Origin of the sequence: Saccharicrinis sp. 156 (assembly GCF_050589685.1) — a bacterium.
Classification (GTDB): Bacteria; Bacteroidota; Bacteroidia; order Bacteroidales; family Marinilabiliaceae; genus Saccharicrinis.
Genome location: NZ_JBNGOS010000009.1, coordinates 93565 through 120420 on the forward strand (window position 1 = coordinate 93565; position 26856 = coordinate 120420).

12 protein-coding genes are annotated in these 26856 nt (G+C 38.5%); all 12 read left to right on the forward strand.

Annotated features, from left to right (window positions below; all coding sequences use genetic code 11):
- The first annotated feature begins 308 nt into the window (after window positions 1–308).
- Window positions 309–3479 (forward strand): SusC/RagA family TonB-linked outer membrane protein, encoded by a 3171-nt coding sequence (locus ACRD64_RS07255; RefSeq protein WP_430932611.1) that lies wholly within the window; start codon window positions 309–311, stop codon window positions 3477–3479.
- 20 nt (window positions 3480–3499) lie between these two features.
- Window positions 3500–5347 carry a RagB/SusD family nutrient uptake outer membrane protein gene (locus tag ACRD64_RS07260; RefSeq protein WP_430932612.1) on the forward strand — a complete coding sequence of 616 codons (1848 nt, stop codon included), beginning with the start codon at window positions 3500–3502 and terminating at the stop codon, window positions 5345–5347.
- Window positions 5348–5386: 39 nt separating this feature from the next.
- Entirely contained in the window at window positions 5387–8281 is a 2895-nt protein-coding gene (locus ACRD64_RS07265) for a SusC/RagA family TonB-linked outer membrane protein (protein WP_430932613.1), read from the forward strand.
- A 24-nt stretch (window positions 8282–8305) separates the two neighbouring features.
- On the forward strand, window positions 8306–10033 hold the full coding sequence (locus ACRD64_RS07270) for a RagB/SusD family nutrient uptake outer membrane protein (protein ID WP_430932614.1): 1728 nt from the start codon (window positions 8306–8308) through the stop codon (window positions 10031–10033).
- 28 nt (window positions 10034–10061) lie between these two features.
- The gene (locus ACRD64_RS07275; protein WP_430932615.1) at window positions 10062–10991 is read left to right on the forward strand and encodes a BT_3987 domain-containing protein; all 930 of its coding nucleotides are present in this window, start codon (window positions 10062–10064) and stop codon (window positions 10989–10991) included.
- Between the two features lie 166 nt (window positions 10992–11157).
- The gene (locus ACRD64_RS07280; protein ID WP_430932616.1) at window positions 11158–12543 is read left to right on the forward strand and encodes a cellulase family glycosylhydrolase; all 1386 of its coding nucleotides are present in this window, start codon (window positions 11158–11160) and stop codon (window positions 12541–12543) included.
- Between the two features lie 40 nt (window positions 12544–12583).
- A complete protein-coding gene (locus ACRD64_RS07285; protein ID WP_430932617.1) occupies window positions 12584–14326 on the forward strand; it encodes a sulfatase family protein in 1743 nt (580 codons plus the stop codon).
- A 266-nt stretch (window positions 14327–14592) separates the two neighbouring features.
- The gene (locus ACRD64_RS07290) at window positions 14593–15354 is read left to right on the forward strand and encodes a T9SS type A sorting domain-containing protein (protein ID WP_430932618.1); all 762 of its coding nucleotides are present in this window, start codon (window positions 14593–14595) and stop codon (window positions 15352–15354) included.
- Between the two features lie 439 nt (window positions 15355–15793).
- Window positions 15794–17251: a sulfatase gene (locus tag ACRD64_RS07295; RefSeq protein WP_430932619.1), complete on the forward strand. Its 1458-nt coding sequence runs from the start codon at window positions 15794–15796 to the stop codon at window positions 17249–17251.
- A gap of 20 nt (window positions 17252–17271) precedes the next feature.
- A complete protein-coding gene (locus tag ACRD64_RS07300; RefSeq protein WP_430932620.1) occupies window positions 17272–21162 on the forward strand; it encodes an InlB B-repeat-containing protein in 3891 nt (1296 codons plus the stop codon).
- Window positions 21163–21317: 155 nt separating this feature from the next.
- Entirely contained in the window at window positions 21318–23786 is a 2469-nt protein-coding gene (locus ACRD64_RS07305) for a hypothetical protein (RefSeq protein ID WP_430932621.1), read from the forward strand.
- A gap of 4 nt (window positions 23787–23790) precedes the next feature.
- A complete protein-coding gene (locus ACRD64_RS07310; RefSeq protein WP_430932622.1) occupies window positions 23791–26853 on the forward strand; it encodes a sugar-binding domain-containing protein in 3063 nt (1020 codons plus the stop codon).
- Window positions 26854–26856: the final 3 nt, after the last annotated feature.

The window sequence follows — 26856 nt, forward strand, 5'->3', positions numbered from 1 at the left end:
GTTCAGGCATGGCATATTCTTACTAGTTAATAATACAATGATTCACCCCTAAATGGTTAAAAGCCTTTAAAATTGTAGCATAAAGTTAAAAAGGGTGGAGCAAGAGGGAAAAACCGATAAGATCATAGTGAGAAAACCTGTTTCGCCAATGTTTTTATACTGAGAGTTGTATTTATCATGAATTTTAAATTAATGAGTATGGACTAAATAAGTGAAAGTGTATAAGAGATATGGTGTAAAGGTTTATATCTCTGATAGGTTTTAAGAAATGAATGTTAAATTTAAGTGTAAATTAAATCAATAAATTTATGAAAAGAAGTAAGAACTGGGTTCCCATTATTGGGAATTATAAAAAAATAGTTCTATCCATGAATTTGTGTCTAATATTAATTTTAGGCTCATCGGTTTCTATAATGGCTAGCGAAAAGGAAGAGACTAAAGTTAATTCTCCATTTGTTGTTGTACAACAAGATGAAAAAACTCTGACAGGTACAGTTAAGGACCCACAAGGAGAACCTGTGCCGGGAGCTGCCATTATGGTAAAAGGAACTACAATCGGTACAATTACCGATTTTGATGGTGTTTTTAATTTGTCGGTACCTGGAAATGCTAATGTGATATTAGTTTCATTTATAGGTTATGCAAACCAGGAAATCACTATTGGAGCACAAACCAATTTTAATATTGTATTAAAAGATGATACCGAAATTATTGAGGAAGTAATGGTGGTAGCATACGGTGCCCAGAAAAAGGAAAGTGTTGTAGGTGCCATATCTCAAGTAAAGGGAGAGGCACTAACACGTTCAGGACAGTCAACCATCTCCAATGCGTTGTCAGGTCAAGCTCCCGGTGTAGTAACTGTTCAGCAATCAGGTATGCCAGGAGATACGGATGCTAAAATATATGTACGTGGTCAATCTTCATTTAGCGGAGATAACCAACCGTTAATTTTAGTAGACGGTGTAGAAAGAAGTATGAGTAATATTGATCCGTCTGAAGTGCAAAGTATTTCGGTACTTAAGGATGCCTCGGCTACTGCTGTATATGGTGTTAAAGGTGCAAACGGGGTAATATTGGTGACTACAAAGCGAGGACAGTTAGGTAGGATGGAGATTTCGGTTAATGCCGAGATGACTTTTACGAAACCTTCTTTTAAGCGCGAGGTCGAAAACTCCTATAATACACTTGTTGCCATAAACGATGTATATAGAAATAAACAAGAATGGGGTAAAGTTGTAAGTGACGAAATTTTGGAGCATTATCGTATTCAGGATATGCCGTATATATATCCCGATTCTGACCCTTCTGATTTTATGCTAAAAGATTGGGGTAAAGATCATAAAGTAAACGTTTCTGCCAGGGGAGGTACAAAAACATTAAAGTACTTTGTTTCTTTAGGAGCAGTGCACGAAGGTGGTTTGTTTAATTCCGATCCACAAACGCAATACGATGCAGGTTATAGCCATGATCGTTATACTTTCCGTATGAACTTCGATTTTAAACTTACAGAATCTACTACGGTAAAATTATCTTCAGGAGGTAACATTGGACAAACCAATACACCCGGCGAGACTTATACTTATATACCTAGTTTTATCATGTACAACTCTCCTTATGATACACCATATATCTATCCAGCTGAATTTGTAGAGCAGTATCCTGATGAAGATTGGCCTTATTTAGGAGATCGTTTAGCAGGGAGTAACATCGAGTTAGGTGAAAAAACACCTTATATCTTGCATAACTACTCTGGTTCAAGTCGTAATACCAATCATCAAATAGGAACCGATTTTACCTTGAAACAAGATCTGGGTTTTATTACAAAAGGGCTTTCTGCATCTGCGATGATTTCGTATAACAGCAAAGCCTACTACAATGCAGGTAAAATTAATTACTCCGCTGATTATTATGTATTTCAATATAATGGAGAAGATGATTACGACTGGACAAGGTTTATTGCTAAATCAGAAGATAATGAATCAATTATAAGACCAGCCTACTACAGTGCAGGAAGAAGAAACGGTAATCCAGTTAAAGATATGGTGTACCAAACCAGGTTAGATTACCGTCGTAATTTCGGATCCCATAATGTAAGCGGGCTTGCTTTGTTTAAAAGACGCGAATGGCAATCAGGATCTGCATTCCAACATTACGAAGAGGAATGGGTTGGACGTGCAACCTACGACTTTAAGAACAAATATATGTTAGAGTTGAGTGTGGGTATTAGTGGATCTGAGCAGTTTGCACCAAATAACAGGTTTGGTATTTTTCCTGCTTATGCTATAGGGTGGAATGTGGCTAAGGAGCCTTTTATGGCTGATTTGTTACCGGCTATGAATAATTTTAAAATTCGTTATTCGTATGGTGAAACGGGTAGTGATGCTACTATAGCTGGCTTTTTATACGAAGAAGCTTATGAAAACTCAAAAGGTTATAACCTTGGAGATATAAGCAGCAGCAGTGAGGTAAAAACCATAAAAGAAGATAAAGTAGCAAACCCATACGCACAATGGGAACATTCCATTAAAAATAACTTAGGTTTTGAAATGGGTTTCCAAAATAATACTTACACTTTTTCGGTGGACTTATTTAATGAGAAGCGTGATGGTATTTTGATGGAGCGTAACTCAATTTCAAGTTTGTTTGGTCAAGATATGAAAGCTCAAAATATTGGAGAAACAAAATCTCACGGTTACGAGATTGTGGCAGGTCTAAATAAACAAGTAAATAAAATTCGATATTGGGTAAATGCCAATTTTAACTTTAATGAAAACCGTATTGTAAAAAGAGATGAACCAGCAGGTACTCCTGATTACTTAAAAACGGAAGGAATGCCCATCGGTCAGGTAAGAAGTTCGTACAACATTGGTTACTACCAGAATATGGATGAGTTATTAAACTATTCTGTTGGGATGAGTACGCTGGATGTTGTTGGTAGAGACATGGTATTGGATTTTAATGGTGACGGTGTAATAAACAGCAACGATGTTGTACCATATGGTTATGCCAACCGTCCTAGTTATACATTTGGGTTAACTGCCGGATTGGCAGTGGGCAACTTCGATTTCAACTTCCTGGTTCAAGGGGCTACGCAGGTTACCAGAAGCGCGTTGCAACCAAACCCGGTTAACAACTACACAAAACAGGGAATCTTAATAAAAGGAAGGACTGATGTTTGGACACCTGACAATAGAGATGCTGAGTATGCCAACTGGGGCGTTTGGAGTGGGGCTCAAAAGAATAGAGTTCATGCAAAATATGCGAGACTTAAATCGGTAGAGCTAGGGTATAACTTCAAAGGAAATGTAATTAAAAAAGTGGGTTTGTCTTCTGCTCGTCTATATGTTCAAGGAACGAACCTGCTAACTTATGCACCTGAAATTAAGCTGGGTGACCCGGAAGCAGAGCCGAGCGCTACTGTTAATAATAATTATCCCTTACCTAAAAGGATAAATTTAGGAGTAAAAGTTAATTTCTAATGATTCTTAAAATCAGAAAAATGAAACGAATATTATATATATTATCTGTCATGTTGTTGGTGATGCTGACTACAGCATGTGAAGATTATTTAGATAAATCTCCGGATTCCGAATCCTTTACCAAGGAAGAGGTATTTAGTGATTATACTATGGCTCAGCAGTTTGTTGATCAATTGTTGATACCAAGTTATTGGGATTGTGACCCTTGGGATGACAGAGCCTGGGCAAGTGAAAAGGAAACAGCAACCGGTCTTCCATTACAAATGAATGGATCGCGCGACCGCATTACTGATGATTGTACACCAGCGCATTTAAAATTAACATCTGATAAAATGTATAATATCAGAAGAGGAGATTTTATTGCTGCTCAAAATGATAGAGATTTTAGATGGATGCCAAACCAATGGCGCAGATGGGATGTAAAATGGAAAGCGATACGTATCGCAAATCTATCAATCACCAATATCGATCAGTTGATTGATGCCACTGAAGAAGAAAAAGCCAATATTTTAGGTTTAGCCTATTTTATGAAAGGACACTTTTATTTTCAGGTAGTACAGAATTGGGGAGGTATGCCATGGCTTGATGGGCCTATGGATCCTTCTGGTGATATGGATTTACCACGTGATGACTACGCAACAACCATGCAGAATATTGCAGAGTCGTTTGATATGGCAGCAAAATACTTGCCAACGATTGTAGCTTCAGCAGAATGGGGACGCCCTTCAAGAGTAGCCGCTCTAACTTATAAAGCAAAAGCTTTACTGTTTGCAGCCAGTCCTTTTGCAAACCCAACTAACAATCAAAAAATGTGGGAAGATGCTGCCATCGCAGCTGGTGAAGCATTAGCTGCCGCAAAAAGTTCTGGTTACTATCAATTAATAGAAAAAGATAAATGGCGCAATTTATTTCATGGTTGTGTAGAGGAGACTTTCCAGGAAATCTTATTCGGAATCTTTCATAAAGATAAACAATGGAAAAAAGGTCAGCCTGATTGGTGGTATTCAGGCATTAGATCCAAAGCTTTTGGTAGTGGTGCCGCTGCGGAGTCTGTAACTGAAAACCTGGCTCAATGTTTTACATGGAGCAATGGTGACCCTATTGATCCAACGACAGCCGAATATAAAACAACTCCTTATACCGGAGATGGTATTAACCATACAGGTAGAGACCCAAGGTTTGATATGTCGATTGTGTATAACGGTCAAGCAAACCCAATGACAACCAGACTGGGCAGAAACGTTCAAATCTGGAACGAATCATACGATAATAAAGCAGCGGAAGAACTTAAGTTGGATGCTCAAGGTAGTTCTCAAAAAGGATATACCATTACAGGTTATTATAACTGGAAACTTAAAGCGGATGCTAATTTTAAGAACAATGCCAAAACATCACACATGTTTAACTTTATTCGTTTAGCAGATTTATACTTGTTTTATGCAGAAGCGGCTAACCGCGCATATGGTCCAACCACTCCGGCACCAGGTTTTAGTATGTCGGCAGTAGAGGTTTTAAACGAATTAAGAGCCAGAGTAGATATGCCTGCGTATGATAATTCTACTCCAGGATTAACCATTGGAAGCATTGACGAATTTGAACAAAAAATCCGTAACGAATATCGTGTAGAAACAGCTTTTGAAGATAAACGTTTTTACAACCTACGCAGATGGCGCATTTTAGATAAAGCAGAAACGTTGGAACAGATGGGGATGTATATTAAAAAGACTGGAGCAGATGAATTTGAATATTCTATAGTTCGTATAGACGAAACTTATCAGCTTTATTATCAAGAACAACATTATTTATTCCCAATCGAGAATTCAGATACTTTCTTAGGACCTGATTTCGTGCAAAACCCCGGATGGTAGTAGGGATTGACTGTTTATTTAATTAAAAAAGTAATAAAAATGATATTATATAAATATAGTTATAAAGCAGTGTTCGCGGTAGTTTTGGGTATGTTTTTTCATGCAAATGCTATTGCTCAGGATGCTGCCGTAAAAACAGAGAACCCCAAAGATACTGTCATCAATAAGATTGAAGTATTATTTGGCGAAAGAAGTGAAGACCGTTTTGTCGGAAATCAGAATACTGTTTCCGGAGAGGATTTGGAAAATTATCCGACTTTGGATGTTCGTGAAGCTTTAGCTGGGAAGTTGCCGGGATTGTTTATGTTACAGAAGAATGGTAATATCGGTTATGATATTACAACCATTGATTCTGATGAGGATAATTTCATGACGTATATACGAGGTAGTTATGGTGACTATATTGTATTGATTGATGGCTTTGAACGTCCGTTTGCTAATTTAAGCATGGAACAGATTAAGGACATTAAGGTGCTAAAAGATCCGGTTACTAAATCAATGTATGGAGGAAGAATGTCGAACGGCATTATCATGATTACAACCAAGCGAGGAGTGGTTGGCAAAAACCAGTTTAAAGCAAAAGTTCAGCGGGGTATTAAAATGCCAACCAGGTTACCTGATTATTTGAATGCGGCTGAATTTGCTACTCAGTACAATCAGGCACTCAGAAATGATAATGCTGGTGAAATTCCGGACGGACTAGGGTATAGCGATGAAGCTATAGCTGCGTATGCCAGCCAGTCGAACCCATTACAGTATCCTGATGTGGATTATTATGATGAGTTTTTGAATAACTCAATGGACATCACTCGTGTAAGTACCGAGTATTTTGGAGGCACAGACCAGACCCAGTATTATTTTCAGGCAGGTGTTCAAAACGAAGGTGGTTTGGAGAAGTATGGCAGCAAACAAACTACCATGAACATATACAACTTAAGAGCTAACCTGGATGCTGAGTTTAATGAGAATATAACCGTATTAGCCGACTTTAGTGGTTACCTTGGAGATAGAGAATATTCTAAGGGATTTGGTGCATACAAGTCCAATTCAACAAATAATGACGATGATCGTCCTATCATTGCAGGTTTTAATACACTGTCATCTCGATACCCAAATGCATACCCTGTTTTTGTGGCACCGGATAGTTTGGGAGGTACATCAACGTTTAAAGATAATCCTTATGGAGCACAGGTAAGAAGTGGATATATCAAAGAGACTTATGCGCAGATGCAAGCCAATTTAGGGTTTGTTTTTAAACTGGATAACCTGGTAGAAGGTTTACAAGTTAAACCTAATTTTGCATTTGACATATATCACCAGCAAAACTTAAATAGCAGCAATACAGTAGGTATTTACGAAATTGGCTCATTTGATGAAGAAGGTAATCCTATAGCTATAAATGAAATACAAGCTGAGAAACTGGCAACCAGCCAAACTATTGGTGATGATGAATATTCTAAGCGTTGGGCGCTAAATGTATTGACTTCGTGGAAAAAAGAAATGGGAGACCATAAAGTGGATGCCGATTTGCTTTTTCTAATGTCGAAAGAGCTCTTGGCAAGAAGGTTAGATGACTACAGAAGGCAAAATGTTACCTTGCGTTCAAACTACACATTCAAAGGTAAATATAACATTGAGGGAGTGCTTAATTACGCAGGTTCCAGTAGTTATGAGAAGGACAACCGATTTAAATTATTTCCTGCGTTAGGAGCTGGATGGGTTGTTTCGAAAGAAGACTTTTTAAAGGATAATTCATTAATTGATTATTTAAAATTAAATGCCACTTGGGGCATTATGGGAGATGGTAATATAGCTCATCGTTTATGGATGGATAGTTGGGATGCCAGTTCAGGTAATTATACGCTTAATAAAGCATCTCTTCCTTTGTCGGGTTCTCAATTTGCTCAAATAGCTAATAATAATCTGGATTGGCCGACCATACGGGAGGTAGATGTTAATATCGAAGCTCGTTTGTTAAAGGCACTAGGTTTAAAAGTTAGTTATTTCGATTACTTAACCTCCGGTACTTTAAGTAAAGGTGGTAATACAACACCATCTATATTAGGAGGCAATGTGTTTTTGCCTCAGCAAAATTTTGGAGAAACAAGTTTGAAAGGTACCGAAGCAGAACTTTATTTCAGAACCAAAACTAAAAATTGGACCTTTGATATAGGTACACATATGACCATGTCAAAAAGCGAGAAAATAAAGATTGATGAAGCATATGATCCAAACTACAGTAGAGTAGGTGATGCTACCGATGATATCAGAGGTTATAATGCCATTGGTTTTTATACACAAGCGGATATTGATAATGCTATTACAGGTGATTTAGCGATTCCTTCTGGTGTGAGTCCCTCCGATTTAAGAGTAGGAAACATCAAATATGAAGATGTGAATGGAGATAAAGTGATCGACAAGTACGATGAAAAAGTAATTGGTAACTCAACTCCTCGTTTAATGTATGGAGCCAATATGAAAATCGGATATAAAAACCTGCAGTTGTATGCTTCTTTCTTAGGTTATGGAAAATATGATCGTAGGCTGAACGGTAATTTAAATGACGGATCAACTTTAAAGTATTATCATGCATATAGTACTCGCAAATACTCTAAGGCTGTTATAGAGGGGCTTCCTAACGGAAACGATCATCCATTACTAACAACAGGTACACCAACTAACGATACAAAAAGTTCAACTTACTGGATTGTAAATGGTTCGTTTTTAAAGTTAAAGAATGTATCCTTATCTTATACTTTACCTAAAAATGTAAGCAATTCTTTAAAGTTAGGTGAGGTTAAACTTTATGTATATGGTAGCAACCTGTTTACAGTATCAAAAATCAAGGATTTAGATCCGGAGTCTCTAAGCGCAGGTGTAACTGCATTCCCATTGTTTAGCACTTATGCTGGTGGATTATCAATTTCATTCTAAATCACAAATTTAAAATAGAATATTATGAGATTACTTAAATATATATTTCTAACAATCATAAGCATGGCAACCTTGGTTTCATGTGATGATTTCTTAGATACGGTAACAGACTCGTCGATACCTACCGAAACAGCACTGCAGGACAGGGATATCTTTCTAGGGTTCTTTTATAAAGCATATCAGGACTTACCAGAACGAGTTAATTTTAGTTATGAAGCTGCTACTGATAATGCCATTGTAAACAAGGATTCTTATAATGAATCAAAAGCAGCCAGAGGTGGTATTACCACCCAAAGCAATCCTTTAGATGATGATATTTGGGAAACAAATTACAAGAATATCAACACTATAAACTGGTTTTTGGAGAAAATGGTGCTTGATGAAACAAAGGCTGTGCCTACGCCTGTTCGATTTGATTTAAACGAAGATGTAAACCTTAAAAAGTTTTACTTGACCTTAGGTGAAGCTTACTTTCTGAGAGCCTGGTATCAAATGGATTTGTTGGAGAAATATGGTGGAGTGGCTGAAGATGGAGTTGCTTATGGATTTCCAATTACAACCAGTTATCTTGAGTATTCTGATGATTTAAACTTACCAAGAAATACATACGCAGAATGTGTTCAGCAAATTTCAAACGACTGTGACAAGGCTTTTGAATACTTACCACTGCAATATTCAGAAAGTACCGGTAGCCTCGATGTTGGCTTATTAACTGATGCAGGAAGAGGATCGGGTATTGCAGCCCTGGCACTAAAAGCAAGAGCTTATTTATATCAGGCAAGCCCTGCCTTTAATGTGAGCAATAGCAACGAACTGTGGAATAAAGCGGCAACTGCTGCTGCAGAGGCTATCGAGGCAATTGGCGATGATGACTTAATGAGTTTATCGGCTTATTACAGCAAAAACAACCTGAACAATGGTACTGACTTTACCAACCCGGATTTGTTTTTTAGAGGACCCATTGTTGAAGATGATAATACTTTAGAAAGAGAGAATTTTGCTCCGAGAATGAATGGAGGTCAGGGGAAATTTAATCCCGCACAAAATTTAGTGGATGCATTTCCTATGTCTGATGGGTACCCCAAAGGGACATCTCCAACAGTTACTTTTGACGAGGATGCACAGTTTGCAGGGCGCGATGCTCGTCTGGAAAAGGCTGTTGTGCATCATGGAGAATCATTTGGAGGAATTACATTAAGTACTTTAACTGGCGGATTGGATGCTTTTGGTTCTGACCAAAATGCGACAAGATCGGGTTATTACCTTCAAAAGTTATTGGATTCAAGTGTTAGTTTAGAAGCCAATAATCAAGTTAAGACTACCAGAGCGGTGTATCTTTTAGGTCGACCAGAGTTATACTTAAACTTTGCCGAGGCAGCTGTTCAAGCTACCGGAGACCCTGATGATGCTCAGTTTGGTTATAGCGCCAGAACTATTTTAGCCAAGGTTAGAGATAGAGCATTAGGGCAAGGAAATGATCAGTATTTGCCAACCGTTACAACAAAAGAAGCTTTTATTGATGTTGTGAGAAACGAACGAAGAGTAGAGTTGTGTTTCGAAGATTTCAGGTTCTGGGATTTAAGAAGATGGAGTGCCGGCGTTGAGGACAAAAGTTTAATCGAAACGCCTGCTTACGGCATATATTCTGAGAGTCCGGTTGAAACAAGGTCGTTTGCATCTCCATACATGCCTATTCCATATACTGAAATTATTAAAACAAGTGGTACTCTTATAAATAACAAAGGGTGGTAGTTTTGTTCACTATTTAAAACTAGAAATGATGAGAAAAATAATATTTGCACTGATCGTTATTGCATTTACCGGATGTAAATATGATGATGAGTACTTAGATCCAAGTTTGGATACGATTGCATACTTTGCTTCTTTCGAGAACCATAGCCGTACCGTAGTTGTTGGCGAGGGATTGAACTTTAAGGTAGGTGTAGCAATGGCTGGTGAATTGACGAATACAGAAGACAGAACTGTGGATTTTATGATTTACCAAAGCGGTCTGGCTTTTGAGGAGGAAGATGATTTGCGCGAGCTAATGCCAACATCTTTTTATAATGCAGATGAATTAAGTGGCACGTTTCAAACTATTATTCCTAAAGGGGAGTTCTTAGGTTTTTTCGATGTGGTGATGGATTCAGTGGCGTTTTTGAGCGACCCATTGTCGTTGGACGGAACATACACGCTTCCGGTTAAAATACTTGCTACATCTTTAGATTCTATTGGTAAAGATTCTGTTAATATCTCAGTTAAATATATGTGTGGAGTCGATGGATACTATTTATTCGACGAATCCGTTATTAGGCGCGAAATAGAAGGGACTGTGCTTGAGGATAAAACAACAACCGAAGAATATAAAAACGAAAGCGATGATAGTGCCTGGAGACTGGCAACCTTAGCTCCTTTCCAGGTAGAGGCCACCGGTGCAACTACATCATTTAATGGTGGTTTAAAGTTTAATATCACGGTTCAGGATGGTAATGTTTCATTACAATCTATCGAAGGAGAGCCAGTGGTAGAGGCAGATGGCGAAAATACATATGATTCGTCAACAAGAGACTTTATGCTTAACTTTAAGTACCAAAAGCCTGAAGTTGGCAATGATACAATCTATCACGTTTCTACTAAACTTGTTTTCAGAAACAGGGTAAGGGATGGTGTTAACGAAACCAGAGATTATTTAAGTTATTTCAATAATTAAAATTTTGCTTACATGCCTTAATCGAATATTCAGCCAGAATATGGCAGAACTTTCAGGGTAAGGCACTAATAATGAATTAGGTTTTCCAACTGACCCCTCTAATATTTCTAATTGGAGGGGTCATGTTTTATACTCAAATATCAGACTATCTTAAATTTGTTCCTCAATGAAAAAAATACTACTATTAGTTATCCTTGTTATTTCAACGTTTGAATTATCAGCTCAATTAAAACATGCCCTTCGAGATGCTCATGGAAGACATGTGATAGGTCGCGGATTTGTTGTCGTAACCAATAATACTTTTTTCTCTGAAGATGATTATACCCGAATGGTTCGTCTTGGGGCAAATTATCAAGTGGTCCGTTTGGAGCTGGGTAAACTGGGCGACTTCCCCGGAGCCAGCCTTGACCCTAATTACCTGTTGAAATTGGACACCCTGGTGCAATTAGGCGCAAATGCCGGAATGAATACAGTATTTAAAATGACTGTTTATGGGGTGAAAGAGTTTTCCTGGGAAAAATTCTGGGTCAACGAAGACAAGGTACACGAAAAATACCTGGATGCTTGGAAGGTTGTTTGGAATCGGTACAAAGATATAAGTGCTGTTGTAGGCTATGATATTGTCAACGAACCGAGAAAACTTGCTATGGATATTAGTTATGATGACTTAACAAATCAATATCTAATCCCTTACTATCAGCGTTTAATTGATACGTCTCAAAAAATAAATCCTGACAAATACTGCCTTGTTCAATCTATTTTTATGAACAAAGGCGAGGCAATAAATGGTAACCAATATGCAGAGTTCTCTAGCCCTATTAAAAGAAAGAAGATTCTGTTTGCACCACATATTTACCAAAATCAAAAGGAGTTAGTTAAACCAACCCTCTTAAGATTCGAGAAAGAATCAAAGATATTAAAAGCGCCTGTTTTTATAGGTGAATGGGGTTTCCCTACTTTTAGTAGAACCGACTCTACCATGTCAGGCAGGCTGGGTCAATTAAATTATATGGATTTTTACATTCGAACTGCAGAATTGTTCGATAGCCTGGGCATTAATACCATTAAGGCATGGTTTTCAGGTAATCCCAGAATGCAGAACTTTTTGCCGGGCGGACCTTCAACCTGGGCAATTTTTACCGATAAACATGCAGTGGGTACCGCAGAACGAAAATATATAACCGATATAATTGCTCGTCCGTATCCTCAAAGCATAGCCGGGGACATTCAATCGTTTAAATACGATTTTGCAACCAGGAGCCTCGATGTGTTTATTAAAAGTGATAATTCTAAAGGGGTTTCAAAAATATTTGTTGGTGCAAACAGACATTATCCAGACGGATTTACTGTGGTGATAAACGATTCATTTATACTTTGTCATAATCCTTTAAAGACAACTGGATTAGATGTCGTTAAAATGGATATAGGAAGTAATCCGGCAGATGTATGCTGGAACAGTGCCAGACAACAGCTAATGATACAAAAGTGGCCGGTTGATAATAACGATGTTCACTTGCGTATTATCCCTGGAGTAAAGGATTATAAAGAATAGTCGCTTTTTACGTTGATCCGATTTTTAAAAATCAAAGTATATGAAGGTTAAAAGTTATATCGTTATTACAATTTCAATGTTAAGTATAAGTTTAATATCATTTATAGATATAGAAAACGAAACGCTTCAAATTTCAAAAGAGTACAATCAAATTAAATTGGCGGAGAGGCCAAATATCCTGTGGTTGGTAACAGAGGACATGGGGCCTTGGCTTCCTGCATTCGGTGATTCTACTGTTTTAACACCTAACTTAAGTCGGTTGGCAGAAGAAGGAATCATATATCCGAACTTGTATTCCGTTTCGGGAGTATGTGCCCCGAGCAGGTCGGCTATTGCTACCGGTATGTACCCAACAGGTATGGGCACAAACAATATGCGTACAGGATCTAATACTGAGCAAACGGGGCTAAAAAAGTATGAAGGAGTGCCTTCTTCAGACGTAAGGATGGTTAGCGAATTACTTCGTGTAAATGGATATTACTGTACAAATAATTATAAAGAAGACTATCAGTTTAGAGCGCCATGTACAGCCTGGGACGAAAGCAGTCCTTATGCACATTGGCGCAATAGAAAAAAAGGACAGCCCTTCTACGCCATATTCAATTTTACGGAAACGCATGAATCCGGTTTGTTTGAACCTTATGGTTACAGATATATAGAAACCAGGCATTACCAGGCAGGTGATACAAGTTATAAATGGGCATCCGGACGAATGACAGAGGAAGAAACATCAGTTCACTTATCTAAAAATACTGAATTCAAAATCCCTCCGTATTTGCCCCAGAATGAGGTAACGCACAGAGATATGTATAAGATGTATAACAATATTGTTGAAATGGACCGACAGGTTGGAGCGGTGTTGAAACAATTAGAGGATGATGGTCTGTTGGAGAATACAATCATTTTTTTCTACGGAGACCATGGAGGCCCCTTACCAAGGCAAAAACGATTAATTTATGACTCCGGACTGAATACACCTATGATTATTCGCTTTCCGAATAAGCAGCTTGCCGCAAGCAAAGATAACCAGTTGATAAGTTTTGTGGATTTTGCGCCAACACTGCTTTCTCTAGCTGGGATTACCCCACCCGATTATATGCAAGGACAAGCTTTTTTAGGAGATGATAGAGAAATAGAAGTAAGAAAATATATCCATGCAGCAGCCGACCGTTTTGATGAAGTAACAGATTGCTTGCGTGCTGTCAGAGATAAACAGTTCAAATATATTCGCAACTACAGGCCGGAGCAAGGATATTATTTGCCTCTCGCTTACCGGGAACAAATTCCTGCCATGCAAGAGCTATTGCGTTTGCGTGATGCCGGTAAATTGGATAGTATTCAAATGCAATGGTTTCGCAAAACGAAACCTAAAGAGGAATTGTTTGATTGTGAAAATGATCCTTATGAGTTAAATAATCTGGCGGATAATCCCGATTATAAGGAAAAACTAATGGAATTAAGGACTGAAATGGATCGTTGGATAAAAGAAATTGGCGACCAACCCAACCTGCCTGAAGCTGAACTTATTGAACAACTATGGAAAGGTAGTAAAGAGCAGCCTCAAACAGCGAAGCCTTTGATTGAATTCAAGGATGGCAAAATTACCATTACTTGTGCCACAGAAGGAGCATCCATAGGATATAAAGTTATTGAACAAGGTAGAAATGTACCCCAAAGCTGGACGGTGTACCAAAAACCATTTGGTGTTGCCAAAGGAGCTTCATTAATGGTAAAAGCACATCGGATTGGTTATAAGGCAAGTCAGGTTGTCAAATCAAATTAAAACCCGACTTGCATATATGTTAAAAACCTAAAATCAGCTAAATATTCTTTGCTTAATATGAACAAGTGTAGCATGCTGCTATAAATGTTCATTTTTGACATAAAACTTTCGTTTTAAGCAACATTGCTACAAGTGAAACTCCTCTAGGTTTCTTTACTTAGATACTGTAATCTCAATTAAAGGTATACGCAAGCCATTCGTTATAGAAAGGCAAGTAATTGTATGGGATAATTCTAATCTAATTACTAATTAAAAAACTTAAAAGGATGAAAAAAAATTTACGATTAACGAGTTTAGTAGCATTTTTAATGCTGGGTATTTTTGGTGTAAGTGCACAATATCAAGGAGAAGGTCAATATCGTTTGAAAAATTTTGGTCAGGAAACCTATATGTCTTATGATGCAAACAGTGATGATATTTTAGCAACAGATGTTATTACAGGATCAGATATTCTTTTTAACTTGGTTCCTAATGTTGCTAATTCTGGTAAATTCAATTTGTTTACGGGTGATGGACAACGTTTTTTAATTGGAGTAAATGGAGGGACCGCAAAAACCAGTGATTTAACTGGCGATATAAATCAGGCAGACGCGCTTATTACTGTTGAAACGGTTGATAATGTGCATGGCAATGGCGATACTGAAAGATATTATTTAAGCGTAACGCCTGCAAGTGGACCAAATACAGGTGTTGTAAGGGCTTTTAATGTTAAAAGTAGCGATGCATTTGACATTGGTATGGGCCTCTACACAAATAAAAACCACAACCATTATAAGTGGATTTTAGAATATGTGGGTGGTGTTCCAACTGCTATTGGTGATGAGGTGAAAGAATCAACCAATTATGTATATCCAGTACCAAGTACCAATGGTATTTTTAATTTAAAAGAAAGTACAGACTGGGCTGTGTATTCAATTTCAGGATCGGCTGTTGCTGAAGGTAAAGGTCAGTTAGTGGATATTTCAACTTCGCCTAAAGGAGTATATATCATAAAGTACGACGGAAAAACGCAGAAAATTATGTTTTAATAAGTAGTTTTTATATTTGAAAAGTGAAGAAAGCTGTCTTAACCAGGACAGCTTTTTTTATGAGCGGAATTCTAGTGTTTCCCTGACTTAAAAACATGAATTCACGGGTCCGGTTTCGGTGAGTAGAACGTTCAGGAAGTTCTATGGAACGGTTCTGTGCCGCAATGTGCGTATAAGGAGTCGTTCCTTAACTCCTAAAATGGCGTAAAGCGCTTAAAAGTTAATACTGTAGAGGCAGATGCCGACCAAGCTTACGAACAGCACATATGTTGCATTGTGAAACATTTATTCACTTGTGACCTAATGTTTACACAATGGGGCACAAAACTTAACAAAGATTGCTTCGCAAGTAACTTATTTAGTATTGTGAATCAGAAAGGCAAATTTCGATTCAAACCAACCATTCATCTATTTATAATTTACGATTACGGTATAAAAAATGGCACAATTAAGGACAATGTTTTTGGGACTGGCAATATTTTTCGCAACCATAGGTTGCTGCCATTTCACTTTTGCAAAAGGAGCACAACCCAATGTGGTAGTTTTTTTAGTAGATGATTTAAGAGCAGAACTAGGATGTTATGGAAGTGATATTGTTAAAAGTCCTAACATTGATGCACTGGCTAAAGACGGTGTTTTGTTTAACAATGCCTATGCGCAACAAGCCATTTGCGCACCTTCGCGCATGAGTATACTGACTGGTTTGCGACCGGAGTCCATTGGCATTTATTCCATATTCACCCCACTTCGTAAGGTGCATAAGGATATGGTGACTATGCCTCAGTTTTTCAAAGAGAGAGGTTATACAACAGTTAGTGTAGGAAAAGTTTATCATCATGGGCATGATGATATGGAGAGTTTTTCTATACATATCCCTAAAGAAATAAATTCATGGGTGAAGCCTGAAAGTTTAGTCATCATCGATAGCTTAAAAAAGGCAGGAGTCAAAGGCAATGGACCTCCTTTTGAATGTGCTGATGTAGGTGATGACGCTTATAAGGATGGGCGTGCAACAACCAAAGCTATTGAGATACTGCATAAAATTAAGGATAAAAAATTCTTGATGTTCGTGGGCTTAACTAAGCCCCACCTACCATTTAATGCACCCAAAAAATATTGGGATCTTTATAACAAAGACGATTTAACAGTGCCTGAAAAAACGACACCTATAGGTATGCACCAACTGGCATTAACCCGCTGGGGAGAATTGCGAAATTATGATGGAATTCCTAAAGAAGGACTTTTGGATGATGACCTGTCGAGAGATCTAAAACACGGCTATTATGCCTGTGTGAGCTATATGGATGCGCAAATGGGAAGGATAATGAAGGCTTTGGAAGAGTTGGACTTAAGAAAAAATACCGTGGTTGTGTTAATGAGCGATCATGGATGGAAACTAGGTGAATATGGAGCGTGGTGTAAGCATACGAATTTTGAGTTGGATGTGCATGTGCCCATGATTATCAGTCGGGAAACAGGTTATAAAGACAGGGTTACTAATGTAAAATCCGATGCATTAGTCGAAAATGTCGATTTATTTCCCACAATAGCTGAGCTATGGGGATTAAAAACACATCCTCTTGAAGGTAAAAGTTTATTGCCATTGGTGGATAACCCAAAATTAAAATGGGATAAAGGGGCTTACAGTTTATATGCAAGAGGTAAGGCCATGGGTATTACTTGTACGGATGGCGAGTGGCGTTATACCGAATGGCGTAACGGCATAACGCAAGATGTAAAAGGAGCTGAGCTTTATAGATATGAAGAAAACCTTCAGGTGGCAAAGGAGAATTTTGCAGGAAATCCTGAATATAAAAAGGTAGAAGTTAGAATGAAAAAACTACTGGAGAAGCAATTTCCGGTTGACAGAACCTCTTTCTATCCAGACGAAAATTAGAATCAAAAAAAATCTACAAAATGAAAATAGTTAAAACGAAAATTGGGTGGTTGTTGTGTGTATGGCTATTGGCAGCTTCTTCTTTTGCGCAATCCTTGCAACATCCTGTAATTTGGACTACACCAAAAGACAAACCTACAGTATTAGCGAAAATTGAAAATTATACCTGGGCCGAAAGTATAATCACAAAAGCGAAAGCGGCCATTGATGATAAAGTCAATACGCATGTAAGCAACCCGGATGCTATTTTAAATACCATACCTGTCCTTGCATCAGATGATAATTTATCTGAAGCTGCAGCCAGTTCAAATAATGCTAAGCATTCCAAAGTGTTGAATTATGCATCTTATGCTGCCATGGTGTATTACGTAACAGGTGAAGAAAAATATGCGCAATTTGCAGCAGATATCCTATGGTATTATATCGAACAGCTAGCTCCGAGAACTCCTGCAAATACAGCAATGAGTGGAAGTAACTTTTATGATCCTCGGGCCGGATATGTGCAGTTTTCCATCGCTTATGATTTTATGGTCAATTATTTGAAGCAATCGGGCACCAAGGTATATCAGAAATCTACCAGTACTAAAGTGGCTTTTGATAATGTTATGGCGCAAAAAGCAGTTTATAATGTTGCCATGAATGCCTTGCATGAGCATGGAGGAGCAGATACTAAATATGGCAAAGTGGTAAGCAATCACCCTATATTAAGGGCTCCCGGTGTTTTGTTTAGCATTCTGTGTGTGGAAGATGATAATGAGCGAGAAAGGATGTTTGATGTGTTCTGGCGGGTTGGAACAAAGGAGCAGAATTCATTTACCAAAAGCATCTTACCAATGTTCGGGGAACAAGGTATTTGGCCGGAAGCGGTAAGCTATAGCTTTATGCAAAACATTACATTGGTACTAAATATTGTTGATCGCCTTAAGCCGGAGTTGAATGTGATGGATGATAATATGCGAATTCTCGATGGTAATTTTCTTTTCGATAACCTCAGGATGCCCAATAGACGTTTTGTTCGTTATGGTGATTCTCATAGAGACATTGACAAAACCGGTGAAATTTACCGTTATACCTTAAATTTGGCTACCAGAAGAGGATATGATGCTTATATACAAAAAGCGAAAGTCGCTTTAAGGCATGGTTATGATGCTGAGGGTGGCTATAATCCCATTGTTCCGATTACTACTTTTGGTAACTACAGGGCTTTTGATCAATTGTTCTGGGGTATTGATATTCCTACAACCATTGAAGGTGAAATAGACTTCCAAAAACCAACTGTTATAATAGAGCATGCCGGTGTAGCTCTTCAGCGTAATTATGTAGAAGAGAACAATGAAGATTACGGATTGTGCGGTATCATTGGAGGAGCGCATTATGTACATTCGCATTGTACAGGTATAACCATGGAGCTTTACGGAGCTGATTATATTATGGCAGCAAATGCGGGACTGCCCAAAACCCTGGCCGAAAGAAGCGAGCCTGAACATGAAAACTATTTTTGGCGTCATGCGGGTAACAATACCATGATTGTAAATGGAACAACACACGGAACTCAGCCAGGATCCTGGAATACGGATTCTTATTTAATGATGAATACCACAGTAAATGTCGCTGCCGAACCAAAACATTTGGAGGATCCCATAAATCCTAACTTCAGTTTTGCAACCCAGTTTTTAGATGACAAAATAAATGATGACCAACAGCAACGAACTTTGAGTACGATCAGAACAAGTGAAACAAGTGGGTATTATTTTGATTTGTTCCGTTCAAAATCTCTTGGTGCAAATAATTTTCATGATTATATCTACCATAACCTGGGCGATGCTATCCATATCACAACCATGGATGGAACGGAGCTGAGTGTCTCCCCAACTACCAGGTACCAAAATGACATAGGTGATTTTCAAAAATCTCCGGGATGGAGATTTTTTGAAGAAACAAATGTGACAGATGCAACCGATGAAGCTATTCAGGTACGTTTTGATTTAAACGAAACCAATACCTATATGAATATGTTTGCCCCTGCTGGTATAGCGCGTGAGTATACCAAGGCGCTTGGGCCTGCAACCCGTGAAGCAAAGGGTGGGTATATCAATAAAAAAACACAAATACTAGCCGTAAGACAACAAGGTGAAGCCTGGAATAAACCTTATGTACATATTTTCGAACCTTCAAAATCTACCAACTCAAGTGTGAAATCTGTAGAACATTTATATAGTGGAGATGTAATTGTTGGCGCTAAAGTTTACAGTCAGATTGGTGATAAAGTAGTTACGGATTATGTGATTTGTCAGGAGGATGCCGCAAAGGTGTTTACATGGACCGAAGAGGGGATAAGTTTTACGGGAAGATTTGCAATTGTACGTTCAGAACAAAAACTGGATAAGGCATATGTAACCTTATATATTGGCGAAGGAACGAGTCTGGCTTATGGCGAACACTCACTTGATGCGGATAGTGACAAAAAGGGGCAAAAGGTAATTGAGGTCGATGCCGATATGAGTCGCATTATAGGTTTTAAAGATCTTGAAAATAACCAGGAAGTGGCCAAAGGATCTAATATAGATGTTGAAGCGATTGTGGGTGCTGATTTTACCGAAGCAACCCTATTTGTAAATGATGTTAACGTTGGAACGTTAACCGAAGCTCCTTATGTTTGGTCGTCAGTTCCCGAGTTAACAAATATGACGGAACTGGAATACCTGATAAAAATTGTAGCTAAGGATGCACAGGGAGAAGTGGAAGAACGCACACTTACTATTTTAACCCCTAATCAATGGGCTTATACCGATGATAATCTGCCTCACCCAATTCCAGGAAGAGTGGAATTCGAACATTATGACAATGGAGGCAAGGATATAGCCTATTGGGACAAGTTAAATCAAAATTCATCCTCATTTAGACCGGATGAGATGGTGGATATCAGTTCGGATGGTACAAAAGTCCGTGATATTAAAACAGGTGAATGGTTGGAGTTTACGATTGATGTTACGGAATCAGGAAATTATGATCTGGAGGTTCGACATCAAACACGTCGTAGCCCCGCATTTAAGCAGCTCACGGTGTCTTTTCCCGAAGAAAACATCACTTTTTTAAGTGATATAGTAATGACTAACACAGGTTCTGGTAGTTATTTAACAGAGACTATTGGGAATATTTATTTAGAAGAAGGAACCCATGTATTACGGTTTAATATGCTGGAATATGGCTTTGATTTAGATTATTTTGAGCTGACCAAAACCTCAGATGCTTATAAAGTCACTTTTAATGGGGGTGAAAATATTACAAATGCATACTCAGGTAATGATGGAACTTGCGAGCTTCCTGCAACACCTACACAGGTAGAAAAGGTATTTGTAAACTGGGTTACAAGTACAGGTGAGACGTTCGATGAAAATACAGTGGTAACAGAAGATATGGAAGTGACTGCAACATGGACATGGAAGACATTTAGTCTGAATATTGTATCTGAGCATGGTCAGGTAGCTGTAACTCCCGAACAAGACGAGCACGTAATTCATACGGAGGTGACCATAACCGCTACTCCTGATGAAGGTTATGAATTCGTATCCTGGTCGGGGGATTATACAGGAACCGATAATCCATTGACATTAAAGGTAGTATCCACTTTAAATATGACTGCTAATTATCAAAATAATACCGCCGTCAAATCCCATGTGGAAAATATCCTGAGAATTAGTCCAAACCCTTCTGAGGGGGTGTTCACTATTAAACTAATTCAAAGTGAGAATGCAGAATATAATTTGTATAATCTCAATGGAACAATTGTGAAAAACGGAATTTTCTTCTCTGAAGCAGAGGTTATTGTGGAGAGAAATATAAACGGACTGTTTATGCTGGAAGTAATAACCGAGCGTGGAAGAGAAGTTCAAAAAGTAATAATAAGATAGTTGTTAGGTTAACTCCATAATACACCACAGCAAAGGTCTTAGGACAACCTGTTGCTGTGGTGTATTTAAAAAGACAAGATGATTAAGTTTTATGGAAGAACAGAAACTTGGCAGTCAGTAGAAAACAACAATAAAGTAATTACAAGATATTATTTATGAATTTTCAATATATTAAAATATTTGCTTTAATCTTTTTAGCCTTATGCAGTGCATTAATAAATGCACAGTCTTTAAAGCATCCAGTGATATATACAACGGTTGATGAGCGAGAGGAAGTTTTAAGTAAAATAGAAAAATACGACTGGGCAAAAAGTATCGCTTGCCAATTGCACACGCAAGTGGATCCGCACATAAAAATCCATCAGGCTGATCCGGGAGCTATTTTAGGAGAAATTCCTGTTTTTGCAAAGAATGATCATCAGAATGCGGAGTCTCAGGCGGCACCATTTGCCCAGGGGCATAATAGAATATTGTCTTTAGCCGCTAAAGCAGGGATGCTTTATTATATAACCGGGGATGAAAAATATGCACAATTTGCGGCAGATATTTTAGCGGCATACGTTGATGAAATAGCCCCAAGAACCCCGCAAACAACTTCGATTTGTGGTTTTGCATTTTATGATGCCAGGACTACTTATGGGCCTTTTGCGCTGACCTATGATTTCATTTGGAATTATTTGAAGAAGCCAGACCTTAAAGTATACAATAAAGCAACTAATGCTTATGTATTGTTTGATCAGGTTAAAGCGCAAAAAGCAATGACCAATATTGTGGGTAATGTATTACAAGAGTATGGTAAGCCGGATCGCCATGGTAAGTTCATTTCAAACCATCCTATTTTAACTGCAACGGGTGTTTTGTTCGGAATTCTTTGTGTTGAAGATGACATGGAACGCGAACGTTTGTTTAATGTGTTTTGGGAAACAGGAACATGGCATCAAAACTCATTTAAGCATACCATTTTACCGATGTTCTCCGATCAGGGTATATGGCCGGAGTCATTAAGTTATAGTTTTATGCCCATAATTACCATGGTATTAAATATTGTTGATAGAGTTAAGCCAGAAATGGATGTGACTGCTGACTATATGCATGTTTTCGAAGGTAATTTCCTTTTTGATTATTTAAGAAATCCAGACAGAAAATTTGTCCGATATGGGGATTCAAAACGAAATAATGATAATACGGCTGATCTATACAGGTATACCTTAAGCATCGCAGAAAGAAAAGGTTATGCTGAATTACAACAAAAAGCAGAACTCGCACTGCAGCTATCATATAAAGCTCAGGGAGGCTATCATCCACGTATAACACCAAATCAAATTTTCAATAATTTCCAAGCACTTGAATTATTTTGGGGTCTTCCTGTTCCAAAGGAGGTAGAAAGTGATATGGATTTTAATAAACCCACCGTGATTGTTGAGCATGCAGGTGTGGCTTTACAACGGAATGCCGTGGAGAAGGACAATGAAACCTACGGTTTGTGCGGAATAATTGGCGGAGCGCATTATGTACATTCTCATTTGACGGGTATTGCAATGGAATTGTATGGAGCTGGTTATGTAATGGCTCCCAATGCAGGTTTGCCTCCTTCGGTAAAAGAACGTAAAATTCCGTTGCACGAGCATTATTTTAGGCTTTATGCTGGTAATAATACTGTTATTGTAAACGGGACATCACATGGCCGTGATGAAGGGTCGTGGAAAGGCATGGCCAATGTTTGGCAAAATACAGTCAAAAATATAGCGTCTGAGCCCAAACATTTGGAAGAGCCAATTTGCGCAAATTTTAGTTTTGCTACTCAGTTTCTAAAGGATGAAGTGAATAATTGCGACCAGCAACGTACCTTAAGCACCATCCGTACCAGTGAAACAACCGGATATTACTTCGATATGTTTCGTTCAAAGTCTAACGATGAAAACAAATTTCACGATTATATCTATCACAATTTAGGAGACAAAACACAACTAAGTAATAAAAATGGTAAGGTTCTGGATCTAAAACAAACCAACAGATACCAAACCGATATAGGTGATGTTGTCCACTCTCCTGGCTGGCGATATTTTGAAAATACGGAAGTTTCTTCTCCAACAAAAGAAGCCATTAAGGTTCGTTTCGATATAAAATACGACGACAGATATATGCATATGTTTATGCCAGCAGGTGTCACACGTGAATATACCAAGGCATTGGCTCCTCCTAGCCGCGAGGCCCGTAATGGATATATTGATAAGAAAACGCAGGTGCTGGCTGTTCGTCAGCAAGGTGAGGCATGGAACAAACCTTATATAGCTGTTTTTGAGCCTTCAACCGAATGTGAATCGAGTATTCAAAGTGTGGAAGCATTAATGAATGGCGATAAGGTGGTTGGGGCTATCGTGGTTTCAAAGGTGAAAGATAAAATAATAACAGATTACATTATTTGCCAGGATAGTGCAAAAGATAGTTACATTAATAAGAAATTAAAACTGAAATTCGACGGCTGCTTTGGAATTGTTCGTACCCAAAGCAAAGGAAACAAAGTACAGGTTAGCTTATACATTGGTGAAGGGAGTAAGTTGAGTTTTGGAAAAAATGAATTAACTGCTGGTGAAAATAATAAAGCATTTAAAGAAATTAACTAAGCATATGACGACACGAACTAAATTCAAATTTATTTTAATCTTATGTTTGGTTTTGGCTGTGTTTACAGGTTATAGCCAAAGAAAAACAACGAATTTTAATAAGCAATGGAAGTTTATCCTGGATGAGGATAAGGAAAACTTTGCCAAAGAAAACTTCAATGATGCAAGCTGGACGCCTTTAGATGTTCCGCACGATTGGGCGTTTGAAAAAGGAGTGCGAACAGGCGGTGATCAGGGACAGGGTGGAGGTTACCATGATGGCGGAATTGGCTGGTATCGAAAATCGTTTCAGGTAAAAAACAAGAGCCTTTCAAACACTACTTATGTCAATTTTGAAGGCGTATATATGAACAGCGAGGTATGGATAAACGGACAACATTTAGGCAAGCGACCGTACGGTTATATTAGTTTTCGTTACGATATTTCAGAATATTTACAGGAAGGTAAAAATACCATTGCGGTAAGAGTGGACAACAGTTTAGAACCTTCTGCACGCTGGTATCACCCTTGCGGAATTTATGCACCTGTTCAACTGATTGAAGTCAATCCACTACATATTTCGCCAAACGGAATTTTCGTAACCACACCGGAAATATCAGAGGATAAGGGTAGCGTTAATGCTCAGGTGAAGTTAACAGTTTCGGGGAAAGTGCCCCCAAAGACAATCCTAAAAACTTCCATTCTTTCTTCGGATGGCAGAGTGATCGCAAAGGCCAAACATAGTGTTTCTGATACATCAAAACCATTTGACTTAAAAATGGATGTGAGCAAACCACAGTTATGGAGTCCGGAAACCCCTGCCTTATATGTGCTGGAAACGAAGGTAATGGTGGGCAAGAAAGTGATTGATGTGGTGAAAACAAATTTTGGGTTCAGAACCGTTAAATGGGAGCAGAGTACCGGTTTTTGGTTAAACGGTGAGAATATTAAGCTAAAAGGAGCCTGCGAACATTGGGAAGGTGGCCCGGTTGGTGGAGCCTGGACTAAACCAATGCTGCGCTGGAAATTGCAACTTTTAAAAGATATGGGGTTGAATGCCATTCGCCCTTCTCATAACCCAACCCCTCCCATGTTTTACGATATTTGCGATGAAATTGGTTTGTTGGTGATGGACGAAATTTTTGATGGCTGGCACAAAAAAGCGCCTCAGGATTATGGAAAGCAGGCTTTTAATGACTGGTGGCAACGCGACATCAAGGAGTGGATTACCAGAGACCGTAACCATCCAAGTATTTTTGTATATAGCCTGGGTAATGAAACACATAGCGACATTGCGCCCGAGTTGGTAAAATTCAGCAGAAACATTGATAATACCCGCTTGTACACTTCCGGCGCCGGTAATAGTGAAGACATGGATATTATTGGTGTGAATGGAGGTTCCGAGAACCAATCTTTTATTGAAAACAAAAGCTTCGATAAACCTTTTATCTCTACCGAAGCACCACATACCTGGCAAACCAGGGGATATTATCGTACCCACACATGGTGGCGCGATAATGAATTGCCCAATACTTACCCTCTACCAAATCTAACGGAAAAGGAGATTTTCTTTTATGAAGGTATCGACCCCCAAAAATGGAAGAACAGAAAACAACGTTTTAATTCCTCGTATGATAATGCGACGGTTCGGATTTGTGCCCGAAAAAATTGGGAGCAGATGCGTGATAATCCATGGCACAGTGGTCATTTCCGTTGGACAGGGTTTGACTATTACGGGGAGGCAGGTTTGGTTCATGGCGGTTTACCATTTAATTTATTTATGGGAGGAGCACTGGATGTGGCAGGTTTAAAAAAAGATCTGTATTACTTCTATCAAAGTCAGTGGACTAATGAAACAGTATTGCATATGCTTCCTCATTGGACCCACCCTCGCATGAAAAAAGGTACGATTATACCTGTTTGGGTTTATTCCAATGCCGATGAAGTAGAATTGTTTTTAAACGGTAAGTCCTTAGGCAAAGATAAGCCAGGTACCGTGTGGGATGAGATGCAGTGCGATTGGATGGTGCCTTACGAGAAAGGGAAATTAGAAGCGGTAGCCTATATCCAAGGAAAGGAAGTAAAACACCTTGAGGTAAACACAAGTAAACAACCATCAAAACTAAACCATACCGTTCAAACACTAGAAGCCGAAGACGGTTTTCCTGCAAGTTATATTTTAACATCAGAGGGTTTGGATAATGAAGGAAACTTATTTCCCTATGCCGAAAACAGAATATACTATCGTCTGCAAGGGGGTATTCAAAAGGTTTCCATGGAGAATGGGGATCCTATTGACCCAACGAGTCGTACAAAATCCGATTTTAGGAAAATGTTCTTTGGGAAAACAAGGCTGTTTCTGGAAGGAAATGATCATTGCACTGAGGCTTCTGTGATCACCGCCTCCATACTTGGAGACAAAAACCTTTACCTATCCAATGAAATTGCGATAGAAGCAAAACAAATTCCTGTTTTAGGTAATACAGATTTTCCTGAACTAAGTATCAAATACACGACTGATGGTTCCGACCCTAAAACGAATGGTATTAAATATCTATCTCCTTTTGAGGTTTCGGATGGAACTACCGTGAAAGCTATTGTCCTGCAGAATGGCATGGTGGTTTTATCCATGGAAGAGGTCTTTGGAGAAAACGAGGGTTTGTTCTGGGGAGATCAACATTCGGCTGATATGTGGATAGGAAGAGGTGTAAATATTGCTGCGGAAGATGCGCTGTTAGAAGGTGAAATAAAAGTTAGTGATAATGCACATCGTTATAAAGGTAGCGGCTTTGTAGTTTTTAATGGCCAGGATGGCGCTATTACTTGGTACAAGGAAAATGATGGTGAGGCCGGTGATTTTAGTATACGCTTTAGGTACATGCACAACAACATAGGAAAATTGCACCCCATGAAATTATTTGTCAATGACGAATATGTTAAAACGTTCGAGTTTAAGGCAACCGGTGGTTGGGAAAAAGAGTGGAAGTTTGTGAACACCATTGTCAATTTTAAATCGGGAGCCAATAGTATAAGATTGGAGACCACAGGACAAAGTGGACCCTATATAGATGAGTTATTTGTGGATTAATAA